The organism is Leisingera sp. CC-HEC096, from assembly GCF_059429235.1.
In genome coordinates, this window is the sequence record NZ_JCAIJS010000001.1 from 2,242,823 (window position 1) to 2,257,500 (window position 14,678).

The 14,678-nt window shown below is 59.3% G+C and carries 11 protein-coding genes, 1 tRNA gene and 2 rRNA genes (1 of these 14 cut by a window edge); 9 read left to right on the forward strand and 5 right to left on the reverse strand.

Features of this window, described 5'->3' with window-relative positions:
- Nucleotides 1-28 precede the first annotated feature (28 nt).
- From dctP to AC5STI_RS10850, 4 genes are all read left to right on the forward strand, one after another.
- A complete protein-coding gene (dctP, locus tag AC5STI_RS10835) occupies nt 29-1,036 on the forward strand; it encodes a TRAP transporter substrate-binding protein DctP (RefSeq protein ID WP_495446648.1) in 1,008 nt (335 codons plus the stop codon).
- A 68-nt stretch (nt 1,037-1,104) separates the two neighbouring features.
- Nucleotides 1,105-1,719 (forward strand): TRAP transporter small permease, encoded by a 615-nt coding sequence (locus AC5STI_RS10840; protein WP_175392960.1) that lies wholly within the window; start codon nt 1,105-1,107, stop codon nt 1,717-1,719.
- A complete protein-coding gene (locus tag AC5STI_RS10845; RefSeq protein ID WP_495446649.1) occupies nt 1,716-3,008 on the forward strand; it encodes a TRAP transporter large permease in 1,293 nt (430 codons plus the stop codon). Before AC5STI_RS10840 ends, AC5STI_RS10845 begins: the two co-directional genes overlap by 4 nt.
- A gap of 113 nt (nt 3,009-3,121) precedes the next feature.
- On the forward strand, nt 3,122-3,532 hold the full coding sequence (locus AC5STI_RS10850; protein ID WP_065267968.1) for a universal stress protein: 411 nt from the start codon (nt 3,122-3,124) through the stop codon (nt 3,530-3,532).
- Nucleotides 3,533-4,097: 565 nt separating this feature from the next.
- On the opposite strand, the gene AC5STI_RS10855 is transcribed toward AC5STI_RS10850, so the two are convergent.
- Together AC5STI_RS10855 and AC5STI_RS10860 are read right to left on the reverse strand one after the other, a co-directional pair.
- Nucleotides 4,098-5,921: a plasmid recombination protein gene (locus tag AC5STI_RS10855; protein ID WP_495446650.1), complete on the reverse strand. Its 1,824-nt coding sequence runs from the start codon at nt 5,919-5,921 to the stop codon at nt 4,098-4,100.
- Between the two features lie 214 nt (nt 5,922-6,135).
- Nucleotides 6,136-6,294, reverse strand: a complete 159-nt coding sequence (locus AC5STI_RS10860; protein ID WP_167738125.1) for a hypothetical protein — start codon at nt 6,292-6,294, stop codon at nt 6,136-6,138.
- Between the two features lie 146 nt (nt 6,295-6,440).
- Here AC5STI_RS10860 and AC5STI_RS10865 point away from each other — a divergent pair, with 146 nt between their 5' ends.
- The 5 genes from AC5STI_RS10865 (at nt 6,441) to AC5STI_RS10885 (ending at nt 12,521) form a co-directional block, all read left to right on the forward strand.
- The gene (locus AC5STI_RS10865) at nt 6,441-6,932 is read left to right on the forward strand and encodes a hypothetical protein (protein WP_495446651.1); all 492 of its coding nucleotides are present in this window, start codon (nt 6,441-6,443) and stop codon (nt 6,930-6,932) included.
- A 140-nt stretch (nt 6,933-7,072) separates the two neighbouring features.
- Nucleotides 7,073-7,978 carry a GIY-YIG nuclease family protein gene (locus tag AC5STI_RS10870; protein ID WP_495446652.1) on the forward strand — a complete coding sequence of 302 codons (906 nt, stop codon included), beginning with the start codon at nt 7,073-7,075 and terminating at the stop codon, nt 7,976-7,978.
- On the forward strand, nt 7,924-10,299 hold the full coding sequence (locus AC5STI_RS10875; RefSeq protein ID WP_495446653.1) for an AAA family ATPase: 2,376 nt from the start codon (nt 7,924-7,926) through the stop codon (nt 10,297-10,299). The genes AC5STI_RS10870 and AC5STI_RS10875 overlap by 55 nt, the downstream gene beginning before the upstream one ends.
- A gap of 328 nt (nt 10,300-10,627) precedes the next feature.
- A complete protein-coding gene (locus AC5STI_RS10880; RefSeq protein ID WP_260006523.1) occupies nt 10,628-10,807 on the forward strand; it encodes a hypothetical protein in 180 nt (59 codons plus the stop codon).
- Nucleotides 10,808-10,832: 25 nt separating this feature from the next.
- Nucleotides 10,833-12,521 carry a recombinase family protein gene (locus tag AC5STI_RS10885; protein WP_495447754.1) on the forward strand — a complete coding sequence of 563 codons (1,689 nt, stop codon included), beginning with the start codon at nt 10,833-10,835 and terminating at the stop codon, nt 12,519-12,521.
- Here AC5STI_RS10885 and AC5STI_RS10890 read toward each other — a convergent pair.
- The 3 genes from AC5STI_RS10890 to AC5STI_RS10900 form a co-directional block, all read right to left on the reverse strand.
- Nucleotides 12,478-12,554 (reverse strand) — tRNA-Met (locus AC5STI_RS10890). The genes AC5STI_RS10885 and AC5STI_RS10890 overlap by 44 nt on opposite strands.
- A 44-nt stretch (nt 12,555-12,598) precedes the next feature.
- A 5S ribosomal RNA gene (rrf, locus tag AC5STI_RS10895) occupies nt 12,599-12,713 on the reverse strand.
- 199 nt (nt 12,714-12,912) lie between these two features.
- Nucleotides 12,913-14,678: ribosomal RNA gene (locus AC5STI_RS10900) — 23S ribosomal RNA — on the reverse strand; it runs 1,062 nt beyond the window's last position.

The following is a 14,678-nucleotide window of genomic DNA, read 5'->3' on the forward strand; positions in this document are numbered from 1 at the left end:
ATTCGTCAAACAGGAGGAGAACTACCCGATGAGTTTCAACAAGATTACCAAAGGTCTGGCCGCTGGCGCGCTGAGCACTCTGATGTCGACCGCGGCTTTCGCCGAAGACATGACCCTGCGTTTTGCAGGCGTGTTCCCGATCGACCACCAGGGCACAAAAATGATGGAACAGGTTGCCGCAGATGTTGCAGCAGCCAATGTTGGCCTGAAGATCGACGTGTTCCCTGCAAACCAGCTCGGTTCTGGTGAAGCCTTGTTCGAAGATGTCGCCCGCGGCAACATCGATCTGGCTTCCGCTTTTATCTACGCCGACACCGATCCGCGCCTTGAGTTCCTGTCCATGCCGTTCCTGCTGGGAGGATGGGATGACATGGAAAATACGCTGCTCAACATGGATTCCGAGTTCAACACCATCCTGCAGGAGATCACCGACGAATACGGCGTCCGGGTGATGGCTCAAAACCCTGAAGGGTTCATCGGCATCGTTGCTTCGCAAGAGCCTCAGAACTGGAGCAGCTTTGAAGACAAAGGCATGAACATTCGTGTCTGGTCGTCCAGCGTTGTGAAGTCGATGGTTGAAGAACTGGGCTACCAGGCAACAACCATGGCATGGGGGGACATCTTCCCCGCGCTTCAATCCGGTATCGTCGATGGTGCGATCTGCTGCACCAAAACCGCGACCTACTCCATCTTCGCCAAGTCGGATGTCGGCACCCACTTCGTCGAGTACAACTCGATCTCCGAACTGACAACGTTCTATGCATCGCAGCGGACGCTGGACAAGCTGAATGACGCACAGCGTGACGCGTTGCAGGCAGCTCTGACCAAAGCGTCGAATGATTTCTTCAGCTACAACCGAGAAAACGACGAGGTTTTCGGTCAGAAGCTGCTTGATAAGGGCTACACCATCCTTCGCCTGAGCGATGAAGAACAGGCTGCGATGGCCGCGCATGTTCAGGAAACGGTCTGGCCGCAGATGGCAAAAAGCGTTGGTCAGGACATCATCGACCGCCTGCTGGCAGCCAAGAACAACTGATCAGGAAAAGGGCCGGCAGACCAGCTGGCCCTTTTTTGTTCTTGAGCGAAACAATGGGAGGGAGAAAGATGTCCGTTTCGGTAAGCGAACAACCACCAGCCGCCGGGAACGAAGTTCACGGCATTCGGAACAAAATAACCGACGAATTGCCGGTCATCATTGGCTACCCGATGAAGGCGATCGCATTTGTCATGAGACAGATTGTAATGGTGTCAGGGTTCCTGATGGCATTCACCTTTGGCGCGGTTGTTGTCATCAGATACGGCTTTGGCGGCGATCTTTTCGCCTACGAAGAATGGCTGTTGGGCATTAGCATCGTGGGCTTCTTTGCAGGCGCTGTTCTGGCCTCTGCGCGCAATCTGCATATCAACGCGGATATTCTGGGCATCGTCATCCAAAACCCGCGGATGATCTGGTGGCGCGGGTTCATCGTGCTGACGGTCGAGCTGCTGGTGATCCTGTTTCTCATGTACGCGTGCTATGTCTCGCTGCTTGACGACTTCTCGTTCCCGCGGCTGCGCGCAACCCCTGTGCTGCGCATCCCCTTTGTCACCTGGCGGATCGGAATCATGATCGCCTTTGGCTTCATGGCTATGTTCACCACCGCGTATCTGTACGTGCATATCCGTCAGGGTCTCGGTCTCCCGCTCAAATCAGCTGCTGCCAAGGAGGCTGCAAAATGATCATCACCGGTAGTCTTCTTATCGTCTGCGCCATGCTGCTTCTTGGGGTCAGCGTTTTTGTGGCCTTCGGGGCCGTCCTGATTTTCATTGCCATGGTCGGTGATCAGTCGATCACAGGGTACTTGCCGACGGGGTCCACGGGAATCCGGTCACTGGTTCTGCTGGCCATCCCGCTTTTCATGATTGCGGGCGGCATCATGGAAAAAGGGCGGATCGCGGCGCCTCTGGTTTCACTCGCCGAAATGTTCATTGGCCATATCAAGGGCGGGCTAAGCGCCGCGGGCGTCCTGGCCTGCGGGGTCTTTGGCTCGATTTCCGGCAGCGCCAACGCCACCCTGACCTGCATCGGCGGCATCATGATGCCGCACTTGAAAAAGGCCAACTATCCCGGCGGGCAGTCGGCTGCTCTGATCGTGGCTGCAAGCCCTCTGGGCCTCCTGATCCCGCCAAGCTCGTCGCACATACTGTATGGCTGGGTGGCACAGCAGCACGTGCTGAAATGCTTTCTGTCCACCGTGATCCCCGCGCTCATCCTGATCACCCTGCTGATCGTCGTGAACCAGTTCATGCTGCGGAAATACGATGGCATTAACCTGACAGAACGCCCCAGGCCTTTTCTGCCCACCTTTGGCCGCCAGGCGCGCCTGGCGGGACCTGCGCTGATGATGCCGCTGATCATTCTGGGAGGGATCTACGGCGGTATCATGACCCCGACCGAAGCCGCCGGCATCGCCGTGGTCTATTCGATCCCGATTGCGATCTACTTCTACCGCGGCCTGACCTGGAAAACGCTGGCCCAGACCATCCAGAATTCCGGCGTCACAATCGGCGTGGTGATGGTCATGATCTTCATGGTTCTGATCGTGTCGGACAACCTGATCTCGCAGGGCGCACCGCAACTGGCCAAAGATCTTGTTTATTCCGTATCTGACAACCCGATTGTGATCCTGCTGATGATCAACATCGTGATGATCCTGATCGGGATGCTGATGGATGATATCTCGGGCCTGCTTCTGGCGACCCCGATCCTGTTGCCCATCGCGCAGAGCACCGGAATGGACCCGATCCATTTTGCTGCCGTGATCGGCGTGAACCTGGGCATGGCGAACATCACACCACCCACGGCGCCGCTTCTCTATCTTGGTGCCCAGGTCTGTGACGAACCGGTCTCGCGCATGCTGTGGCCGACGCTGATCTTTATCATCTTCGCCTGGCTGCCGACGCTGATGCTGACGACCTTTGTCCCGGAACTGGCGCTCTTCCTGCCCGACCTCCTGCTCAGCAAATAAGGGGGCCACCTATTCCTGCGCCCCCGGACCGGGGGCGTTCCCCTGCCGGCGGCGGATGCCGGACAGGCAGCCGCGAACCTTCAGCCCCAGAAACTGAACACAAGAGGAACACCATGTATAGCAACATACTCGTAGCGCTGTCCCTGGAACATGGCATCAGCGAACAGGCACTCTCCACAGCACGTGCCCTCCTGTCCGAGGGTGGAAAGATCACCGCAGCCCATATTCACGAGCCGCCGAACAAGCAGATCATGTATTACATGGAGCAAAATGTTGTCGAAAAATCCTACCAGAAAGCCCAGGCAAGCCTGGCTGACCGGTTGCAGGGTGAAGCGGATGTGAACTCCGTCATTCTGGAAAGCCAGTCAGCGGGCCGCGCGATAACGGAATATGCCAACAAACACAAAATCGACTGTATCGTCCTTGCCTCGCACAAACCGGGGATGAAGGAGTTCTTTTTGGGCTCGACCGCCGCGCTGGTCGTCCGCCACGCTCATTGTTCGGTTCATGTCCTCCGCCTGTAACGGCTTATAACGGCCGCAGATCGAACAGCCAGCCCTGTGCAAATGGTTTGCAGTCAAAGCAGGGTTGGAGCTTACTTAGGAGCGCCGGTTGGACCATTTTGCTGCCACCTGATTTGGGGCAACTAGAAAATGAGTGTGCCTGCGATGCTCACCGGAGCGCTGTCCGCAACTGTCGCATGGTCGTGTCGCGATATTCTGCCCGGTCTTTTGGGGTTGGCCTGAATGAGGACGCTCATGGAAGCGGTCGTTGGAAAAAGTTTGGCCGCCGGAGATACTGTTCGCAGCAATCGCGAAGCGCCAAAACCGGCCATAGGCGCACGAGCAGCTATTTCACACTTCTTCCCGCTCTTTGACGGTCGAGCCCGGTCGCGGCGAAAGGGCGGTTTGGATTTGGCCGAAATTCACACCGATGAAAGACCGCAACTGGGAAATCCGCTGCGTCGCCGCAGACACCCGGCCGCAGGGGCGAAGGCTTTCTGCATCAGCAGTAGCGGCGTGAGCGAAAGGCTGGTTTGTCCGCACAGAAAACCTTGGCTTTTCAAGCAGCAAAAGTCAGCAATCCGTCCTATTTCGGTCCGCTGTCTATCCCACCGAGCGTGATCCTCGACAACCGCGCTGCATCTTCCGGCTCCCATTCTTGACGCAAACCGCGGACATAATCCGCGTCCTGCTTCAGCTTTTGCCGTTCCTTGGCGAGGACGCGTTTCACGGTCTGGGCCACCAGTTGAGCAATGCGCGTGACCATTCGCATTGCTGGGCGGATTTCTCTCAGCGTTTCGGCCCGCGCACCCTTGGTATCCGGAGCGGCCGCGCTCCAGGCCAGGCCTGCCTGCTGATCCGCAGACGCCTCCCGCCAGCAAATCGCCCCATCAGCAACCAAACCCAACCCAGTCTCGATGGCATCCGTGATGACCTCTGCCTCCGCAGCCTTCAACCGGACCTTTTCTTCTGCCCCCTGCAGCCTCTTCTCCTCAGCCAGCCGGGCAGCCCGGGCCTCAGCAGCCGCTTTCTCTTCCTGGCCGCGGTGCTGAACCATCCGCTGCAGCTGAGCGGCCAGATCAGATTTTTCTGCCTTCGTGGCGTTCAGCACCTGCTCGGCCTGCTGCCTTTCCTGGAGGATCCGCGCGCGTTTTTCCTCTTCAGCCTTCCGAGCTGCCGTCTCGGCCCGGTACTTTTCTGCAGCTTCTTCTGCCCTTGCCTCATACCCTTTCACTCTCGGCTCCAATGCCCCGACCTCAGCCACAATTTTCTTTTTCAGAGCATTCGCGGCGTCAGCCGCTTTTTTATTCTGCACAGCCTCTGCCTCTGCCGCATCGCGGCGGCGGATCATCTTTGCAGTTTCCCGCGCGGTCCGCTGTTTGCGGGCCCGCGCTTTTTTGATGGCGCGCTTGCGCGACTTTTTGACCGTGGCCTTGGCCAGGTCCCGGCCGTTTTCAACGGCCGCCTTGGCCTCCTCCTGGGCATCGCCCAGGATGCGTTTTTTCTCTACTTGCGCCTTTTGGCGCTCCTCGGCACGCCATTTTGACGGCGGCACATGCTGCCGCTTCTCAGGCGGAGGTTTTCCCTCTGCACGCGCCTGGCGCCGGGCTTCGGCACGGCGCTCCCCCCGAGTGATCCCAATTGTTTCGAAGGCCTCTCCGGCAAGATCCTGGGCATGCTCATAGCTTTTGATGAGCGGGTTCTCAGATGCCTGCAGCAGAATCTGATGCCCGCGGTTGGCGGATGGTTTCTCGGTCCAAACGGCCACGACAAAGTGGATATGGTAAGCTTCTTCATCGACGTGGGCGCTTGCATAGCGCAGCTGCCCGTTTGGAAAGTTTTCACGGAGGAACAACATGGCGGTTTTGCGGAAAGCAGAGACACGTTCCGGATCCCATTCAGAGAGCCCTGCGCCGCCGAACCAGTCTTTGTTGACAGTGAATATGCCTTCCCGAAGCGGACCTCTGCTGCAGGACCGCCAGGGATCCGCAGGCCCTTCCGCCTCCAGCTTCCTGGCGTCCTTCATGCGTGACTTGGCCTTCAGAGCGCGCAAATGCTCCTCGTGATTGTGACGGCGCATCTCAGCAATTTCGCCGCGTATCTGCTGCTGCCAGCCCGGCCCGCCGGCCAGCACCTGGTTCAGCCGCGACAGCTCCTGGTCGACATGATCCAGGTCGCCGCCGCTGCGCTTGTCATGCATCTTGAACTTGCCAAGGTCCCGCGGAAACAAGCCTGCAAATCGCAGCACGACAGGTGCTTCATCAAGAATTACGGGCTGGGCTTGGGTGAACTTGGGCTGTAGGGTCATCTTGCTGCTCGGATCTGCTTCTCTGATCCGAGTCTCTGCGAAGGCGAAGAAAATCCCGATAGGCTTATTTTTGTTTTTGTGAGGCTTGTACTCACTAGGCAAGTTGCAATCCCGGTCTGGGACCCGGAATTGCAACTTACCAGTTCGCGAGGGGGATACCCCCTTCGATCCCCTCCTCGTCAGCTTGTTTCAGGCCTTCGCCTTCAAAAGCTTCCTGCGGCCAGCAGCCTGCTGGACCCGCCCTGCCGGGGGCCGTGGATGACTTATTCTTTTTCGATAATCTGGAAGGGGTGAAGATTTACACTGACAGCAATAGCTATTCGTCGACTTCAATTCCGCGATCCTGGCACCATTGCTTCAACATCCGCCGGATCATAGCAGGCCGTGTCGGAAGATCGTCTTGCTCGCGGCGCTGGTTATCAATGACTTCGATCATCCCACGCGCCAATCGGAGATTGACCGCTTCGGTATCCACCGCCGGGCGTCCTCGCGCTTTTTTTGACATGTCTGACAATCTCGTATTGATTTTTGGTTTTATGGTACCATATATTACAGGTGCAGCAAGGCTCCTACCCCTTGCCGCACCCTAACCAAAACCGATCTCGCGAGAGGAGACCGACTATGGCTGATATTTGCCGTATCATGCGCATGGGCACAGAAAAAGGCTTGTGGCCTGCAAACGAAGCAGATGATGGTTCCACCTTCATCACCCGCACCTTCGACACGCTGACCAAAGCAGTGGATGAAGCCCTTAATTTGGAGCGCGATCTTTCTCATTCCCTCTCCTGGGATCCCGCTTGCGCTGATTTTCAGGAGGCTGCCGAAGCCCGCTGGCAGGATTGTCTTCAACTCAGCGGCGACATCCTGACCGCACAGGTGGTCCGGGCCAGCGACTTGCCTTTGCAACGCATGAGCATGCTGCTGCACTTCCTCATCGAGTCCACGGGGCCGGAAGAGGCTCTCAGATTTCAGCAGCTATTCCATGAGAACCAGGAGCTGTTCACCGTCGAGGACGCTGTACGTCGGCCCCTGATGCATACAGCCGCACGTCAGATGAACGCACTCGTCGAACTCTCCTTAGCGGCCGAAGCGCAGAACTTCCTGCCGATCTAAACCCAACCTCCCAGCATTCTTCTGACCCGCCCCGCAGTGGACACGCCGCTGCGCCCGGCTCAGCCATGCCAATTCTGAAGTTTCAGCAAGCGCCAGTTCCGGCGCCTGCCCTGCCCCTTTTTGCCTATGCGGAGGCTCCCATGCCCCACTCAACCTGCGAACATTTCCCGCAAACAATCCATCCCCACTGGCGCGCCGCCGCCAGCTCAAAAGGTTTCAAAATCGTCCAGCGCATCAAAGACCGCTATCACCTGCTCCTGTCCTGCCACACCTGCCGACGGACACACGCCAGCAAGATTTTTGTTCTTATGAACAGCCAGCCGCAGTGCCCGCATTGCATCGAAGCGCGCTGGCAGGCCGACGCCGCGGCCGCAGGTTTAAAGTGGGCAGGCCGCGATCCGGAAGACCGTCACTATGCCCACTATATCGCCCCCTGCGGCCATAACTTGCGCCGGCAATTTGAGATGGTGAAGCGGGCAGCCGAAGGCCTGTGCAGTGTACGGTGCGAGATTTGCCACGCTGACAAAGAACAGGCCGAAGCAGAAGAACGGGGGTGGCACCTGATCGGAGAAGACACAGGTGGCAACCAGAATTACCGTCTGTACCAGCATCAGGCCTGCGGCCATGTTCAGCGGATTGCCCGTGCCAACATGCAGACTGGCCGGTTTCAATGCAGCAACTGCGGCGAGGGCTGGAGCAGTGCGCCAAGTTTTCTCTACGTCATGAAGCTTAAACTCGCCAAAGGTGCCAAGCTGATCAAACTCGGCTACAGCCGCGATCCCGTCTCCCGCCTTTACCACCAACTTCTGAAGACCAAGGAGACGGAGGCGCAGGTCCTGCGGACAGTTCCCATCAGCTCCGGCCACACAGCTGTGCAAATTGAGAAAGGCCTGCATGCGCGGCTGAAGGCAGAGCACCCCGACAGCGTCGCGCCGCCAGACCTCTACGCAGATGAATTGAGGGTCAAAAGTGAGGTCTATTTTCCGGATGTGTGCCAGGTGATCTTCGCGATGCTCGACGCCATCAAAGCGGAAGAAGACAGCTAAGCGCCTCCCTCCCCTTCAATTTCCGAACTGTTTCACGCCCGGCTCTGCCAGGCGCCCGATCCTCTTTGCCTGTTCACTGGAGGTTTGCCATGAACCAATCCAACCACTCCCCCGCGCGCCCCGATTGGTGGCAGTTCGCCGAAGACTGCGCCCGCCGCTATCATCTCTATCACAGAGAGCTGCAGCAAACTCGGCGCAAGACACTCAAAGAAGACGCGCCAGCCGACGGTGCCGACACCGAGGAGCCGCTTGTGTCCACGCCCCCGGAACAGCCCCATTCTTTGCTGCAGCATCTGAGCGAGCACCCGAACGCGCGGCATCTGCCGCCGGAACTCTGGGAACACCTGGAGCAGGAAGGCGCCGACCCATTTGCCTGCGATGAGACAGGTCGCTGGCTGCCGCACACAGACCTGCCGGCAGACAAGCTGCTTCTTCTGCTTCGGATCGCCGCGGCCTTCGGCACCCCGGCAGCAGTGGACGCGCAGCTTGCCCGTGGCGCCGTTCTGATCCTTCGCGACGTTCCAGTTCCCGGGTTTTCCAACGTGGAAAACCTCCTTAACCACGCCCTGCTGCCGCCGGGCTGGCAGGCCTATGACGGCCGGCGCCAAGTGCAACTGAACCAGCGCGTGACCCTCGCTGTCCCCTGTGCCCGCGATGGTGCGATTGAACAGCAACACATTGATGAGCTGCACGATCTGATCATCAAAGGCCTGGCGCACAGCCAGCCTTTGTGGATCTGCCTGCCGGATGAGATGGCACTGCCGTCGCCGCTGGTGGCGGAGCACTGTCATCAGCTGGCATTGCCGCAAGTGGACGCGGATTTTCTGATCGCCCTGCTGCGCCAGACGCACAGCCGCACGGGCCGCATTGATGAAGCCGCCACCCGCGCGGCGCTGCCCCCGAACGGCCAGCTGCAAGAGCTCTCCACGCCCGCACTCTCATTCGCCCTGCGTGCGCCCACAGCGAAGAAGATGGCGCAGCGCCTGTCCCAGGCGCTTGCAGCCGCTGCCGCTTCACCGCCCGAAGCCCACGCGCCGAGGGAAGAGATCACCGGCATTGGCCGGCCCTATGACACCGCCCGGCAACTGGTTGCAGACCTGCGGCTCTGGGCCGAAGGCGAAGTGGCTTGGAATGAGATCCCGCACTCTTTGCTGCTTTTTGGCCTGCCGGGCACCGGCAAGAGCCACCTCGCCCGCGCGATGGGCCGGAGCGCCGCTGTCAATTGCGTCCAAACAAGCTGCGCGGAATGGCAAAGCGCCGGTCATTTGGGCAACCTGCTGCTCGCGATGCGAAGAAGCTTCGAAGACGCGCGGAAGAATGCGCCCTGTATCCTTTTCATCGATGAGATCGACGCGATCAGCTCGCGCACCAGCGGCGACACCCACGGCAGCAGATATGGATCGCAGGTGATCGCTGGTCTCCTGGAGCAGATGGACCGCATCGGCCTGGAGGAAGGGATCATGGTCGTCGGTGCCTGCAACCACCCGCAGCACATCGACCCCGCGGTGCTGAGAGCCGGGCGGTTTGACATCAAGATCGAGATGCCGTTGCCAAGCATGGCAATGCTGCAGCACCTCCTTGCTGAGCGGCTGCAGGACGCATTCCCCGAGGATGCGATGTTGGAGCTGGCGCGGGACTGCATTGGCAGAACCGCCGCCGACGTGGACGCCGCGGTGCGCTCTGCCCGCAGTGAAGCCCGGCACAGCGGCTGCCCACTCGATCTGCAGCTTCTGCGCCGCCATCTCGGGGTCATGGCGCAGGAGGAGAACCAAGACCTCTTGTACCGCATCGCCATTCATGAAGCCGGTCACGCCATCACCTCGTGGAGCTACGGCGAGACGATCACGAGGATCAGCCTGTCTCCATCTGGCGGCACAATTGAGCGGGATGTTCCCCCGAACGCAGGTCTGCCGGCGGACTTTGAACGCCAGCTGTATATCCACTTGTCAGGGCGGGCAGCGGAGCGGCTCGTCTTCAATACTGTTTCTGCCGGGGCCGGCGGGGGCGCCACGTCCGACTTGGCACAGGCTGCGCGGATTGCGTTGGCAGTGGACCACGAGCTGGGACTCGGCGCCTACGGCAACGGCTGGTTTGGGCCGCAGGATCCCTCCCGCCTGACGGCCAGCGAACGCCAACGCCTGCAGGACCGGCTCGACCATTCCGAGGACCACGCGCGCGCGCTGCTGTATCCCCATCAGCAGCTGCTGGAGGACATGGCTGCAGACTTGGTGCAGAAACGAGAGTTCGATGCCAAATCGGTCCGGTCCTGGCTGCGTGACGTGCCGCGCAAAAATGGTCCGGAGCAAGTCCTGGACCAGTAGATGCGCCCGCCAACCAAGCCGCGCCACCGCGAGGTTTGCACAATTCTTATGTGCAAACTTCCGCGGCGCAGGCTCCAGTTGGCCCAAAATCCGGAAAACTCCCTCCTGGAAATACTTTGCCCCAAAGCCCCGCGCGGGCGGTCTATGCCCGCATCCCTTCCCAGCTCCCTCTGCAGAGGGAAAGTTCCGTATTTCTAGGCCCTTATCCACAATATCCGTCTCCGCGGGGTTACAACCTGGGTCGCTCCAACCCAATCCGGCGCAGTAAACTGTCTCCATCAGCACACGCGGGCGGCCACCGCCCACCGGAGACAGGAGACCTCGGCCAATGGCACGGGACCGGAAGAGACATGCCGAATGCCAGCAGGCGCCGGAAACACCCGGCCGCCCGCAAAACGGCTCCTGCCGGCAGGACGCCAGCACCCGCGCGTCACTTCACGAACTCCTGCGCGCCCTCGCCCGCGAGGCAGCCCGCACCGACCACCGGGACGGCAATTCTCCCGGTTAACATCAAACCACCGGAGAACACCGCCATGTCCCAGCCCAGGCTCAGAGCAGCCATCTACGCCCGCTACTCGACAGACCTGCAACGCGACGCCTCTGTCGAGGACCAGATCCGCGACTGCACCGATTACGCCAAGGCCCAAGGGCTGGAGGTAGTGGCCACCTATTCCGACCGCGCCATCTCCGGCGCCAGCCTTATGCGCAGCGGCATGCAGAGCCTGCTGCGCGATGCGCAATGCGGACGCTTCGATGTTCTTATCTCTGAAGCCCTCGACCGCTTGAGTCGCGACCAGGCCGACATTGCCCGAGTCTACCAGCAGTTCTGTTTCCACCGCATTCCAATCGAGACCGTGGCGGACGGGCTGATCTCCGAGATCCATATCGGGCTCAAAGGCACGATGAACGCCATTCAGCTCAAGGACATTGCCATGAAGACCCACCGCGGCCTGAAGGGGCGTGCGCTGGCGGGCAAATCCGCTGGTGGCAAGGCTTACGGCTACGATCTGAAGCCGCAGCTCACAGCAAGCGGCGACCTGATCCGCGGCGAGCGCGAGATCAATCCGGAGGAGGCCGCGGTCGTGCGCAGGATCTTCCAGGATTATGCAAAGGGACTGTCCCCCAAAAAGATTGCAGAGGCGCTCAACAAGGAAGGCGTGCCGTCCCCGTCCGGCCGCCATTGGGGCGCCTCCACCATCCATGGCAACCGCCAGCGCGGCTCCGGCATCCTGAACAATGAGCTCTACAACGGACGCCAGTTCTGGAACCGGCTGTGCTACGACAAGGTCCCTCAGACAAACAGGCGGATTTCCCGCCTGAACCCGGAAAGCGAATGGACCATCACCGAAGTGCCAGAGCTGCGCATCATTAACCCGGAACTCTGGGAAGCAGTCCGCAGCCGCCAGGGCGCGCTGAAGACAAAAGGCACATCGACCCCGGTCTGGGACCGGCGGCGGCCAAAGACGCTGTTTTCCGGACTAATGGCCTGCGGCTGCTGCGGCGGCGGCTTTGCCAAGATTTCGAAGGACAGCTTCGGCTGCTCCCCGGCAAGGAACAAAGGGGCCGCGGTCTGCAGCAACAAGCGCACGATCAAGCAGGCTGATCTGGAAGCCCGGGTGCTGGATGCGCTGGCGAACCACCTGATGGATCCGGACGCGGTGCAGGTCTTCTGCGAAGAATACACAGCCGAGCGCAACCGGCTGAAGGCGGCAGCCGCCGGGAACCGCAAGGAAAGGGAACAGGCGCTCGCCCGTGCAAAACGCGACCACCAGAAGCTGGTGGATGCTATCATTGCGGGCATTCCCGCAGACCAGGTGAAAGACCGGATGATCGAGCTCGACGCGCGGCGCCAGCAGCTGGAACGGGAGCTGGAGCAGACCCCTGCCCCGGACACGGTGGTGTTTCACCCGTCGATGGCGGAGGCCTACCGGGAGCGGGTGTCGCGGCTGATCCGGAGCCTCGGCTCCGCCGGAGGCATGGAAGAAGCCAAGGAGGCGCTGCGCGCATTGGTGGAGCGGATTGTGCTGACGCCTGCGGCGGAGGGCGATGGCCTGGATCTGATGCTGGAGGGGGATCTGGCCGGGCTTCTGCGGCTTGCGGCGGGTGCGGAAGGGGTGAACACGAAGAAGGCCCCGGACGGTAGATCCGAAGCCTTTGATATATCAGAGGAAATTGTGTTGGTTGCGGGAGCAGGATTTGAACCTGCGACCTTCAGGTTATGAGCCTGACGAGCTACCTGGCTGCTCCATCCCGCGACAGGTGTTATTGATCGTTTAGAGAGATTATTGGATTTTACTAGGTTTGGCGGTGACCTACTCTCCCAGGGCTTGAGCCCAAGTACCATCGGCGCGACAGTGCTTAACTTCCGGGTTCGGGATGGGACCGGGTGTTTCACTTGTGCTGTGGCCACCAAACCAAGAAAAATCCACTTGCCTTCGGCGAGTGGATTTTTTTGGTTGGCGGCCGTCAGCGTGTTTGCGGAGCAAATACGCGAGAGGCCGCACCCCAGTTACGTCACGAGACGTTTCCACGAGCGGAAGGCAATACAATCAACAGTCCAAGTTCTTGGGATGGTTTGCTTGTTTGGTTTTGTAACACTGTCTGTTACTGGATCAAATCAAGCCTATCGGGCGATTAGTACCGGTCAGCTGAACGCATTGCTGCGCTTACACCTCCGGCCTATCGGCGTGGTGGTCTTCCACGGCCCTCAGGGATACCTTGTTTTGAGGGGGGCTTCCCGCTTAGATGCCTTCAGCGGTTATCCTGTCCGATCATAGCTACCCAGCACTGCAATTGGCATTACAACTGGTCCACCAGTGGATCGTTCACCCCGGTCCTCTCGTACTAGGGGCAACTCCTCTCAAGTATCCTGCACCCACGGCAGATAGGGACCGAACTGTCTCACGACGTTCTAAACCCAGCTCACGTACCTCTTTAAACGGCGAACAGCCGTACCCTTGGGACCTGCTCCAGCCCCAGGATGAGATGAGCCGACATCGAGGTGCCAAACACTGCCGTCGATATGGACTCTTGGGCAGTATCAGCCTGTTATCCCCGGCGTACCTTTTATCCGTTGAGCGATGGCCCTTCCACGCGGGACCACCGGATCACTATGGCCGACTTTCGTCTCTGCTCGACTTGTCAGTCTTGCAGTCAGGCTGGCTTCTGCCATTGCACTCAACGAGCGATTTCCGACCGCTCTGAGCCAACCTTCGCGCGCCTCCGTTACTCTTTAGGAGGCGACCGCCCCAGTCAAACTACCCGCCACGCAGGGTCCCGGATCCGGATAACGGACCGCGGTTAGACATCAAGAGTGCGAAGGGTGGTATCTCAAGGGAGGCTCCACCGGGACTTGCGTCCCGGCTTCGATGCCTACCACCTATCCTGCACATCACAATCCTGATGCCAGTGCGAAGCTGTAGTAAAGGTGCACGGGGTCTTTCCGTCTAACCGCGGGAAGCCTGCATCTTGACAGGCAATTCAATTTCGCTGAGTCGATGTTGGAGACAGCGGGGAAGTCGTTACGCCATTCGTGCAGGTCGGAACTTACCCGACAAGGAATTTCGCTACCTTAGGACCGTTATAGTTACGGCCGCCGTTTACCTGGGCTTCAATTCGGAGCTCTCACCCCTCCTTTTAACCTTCAGGCACCGGGCAGGCGTCAGACCCTATACGTCGCCTTGCGGCTTCGCAGAGCCCTGTGTTTTTAATAAACAGTCGCCACCCCCTGGTTTGTGCCCCCGGATCCAAGTTGCCTTGAACCCGGGCCTCCTTCTCGCGAACTTACGGAGGTATTTTGCCGAGTTCCTTCAACATCGTTCTCTCAAGCGCCTTGGTATGCTCTACCAGTCCACCTGTGTCGGTTTAGGGTACGGTCTGATGGAGGGCTATTTCCAGGGACCAATCAGCGGCCCGCCCAATCCGATAAGGGCGAACAACCTTCATGATCCGTCACATCCTCCTGGCTCAGGAATATTAACCTGATTCCCATCGCCTACGCCTTTCGGCCTCGGCTTAGGGGCCGGCTTACCCTGCTCAGATTAGCTTTAAGCAGGAACCCTTGGACTTTCGGCGAGAGTGTCTCTCACACTCTTTGTCGCTACTCATGTCATCATTCTCGCTAGTGATCTCTCCACCGGATGGCTCACGCCCCGGCTTCATCGAAAGCCTCTCTCCTCCAATGTATCCGAAGATACTAAGGAGGAATGAGACTATGTCACACTACGCTCTGCTACCATGCACTATGTGCATCCTCGGCTTCGGCTCATGGCTTGAGCCCCGTTACATCTTCGCCGCAAGACATCTTGATTAGACCAGTGAGCTGTTACGCTATCTTTAAAGGATGGCTGCTTCTAAGCCAACCTCCTGGTTGTTTTGGA

Bases quoted from the DNA above. Each gene is read 5' to 3' on its own strand.
- AC5STI_RS10870 (WP_495446652.1), top strand. From the start codon at position 7,073: ATGCCCCACTCAACCTGCGAACATTTCCCGCAAACAATCCATCCCCAC.
- AC5STI_RS10850 (WP_065267968.1), top strand. From the start codon at position 3,122: ATGTATAGCAACATACTCGTAGCGCTGTCCCTGGAACATGGCATCAGC.
- AC5STI_RS10885 (WP_495447754.1), top strand. From the start codon at position 10,833: ATGTCCCAGCCCAGGCTCAGAGCAGCCATCTACGCCCGCTACTCGACA.
- AC5STI_RS10845 (WP_495446649.1), top strand. From the start codon at position 1,716: ATGATCATCACCGGTAGTCTTCTTATCGTCTGCGCCATGCTGCTTCTT.
- AC5STI_RS10865 (WP_495446651.1), top strand. From the start codon at position 6,441: ATGGCTGATATTTGCCGTATCATGCGCATGGGCACAGAAAAAGGCTTG.
- AC5STI_RS10880 (WP_260006523.1), top strand. From the start codon at position 10,628: ATGGCACGGGACCGGAAGAGACATGCCGAATGCCAGCAGGCGCCGGAA.
- dctP (WP_495446648.1), top strand. From the start codon at position 29: ATGAGTTTCAACAAGATTACCAAAGGTCTGGCCGCTGGCGCGCTGAGC.
- AC5STI_RS10840 (WP_175392960.1), top strand. From the start codon at position 1,105: ATGTCCGTTTCGGTAAGCGAACAACCACCAGCCGCCGGGAACGAAGTT.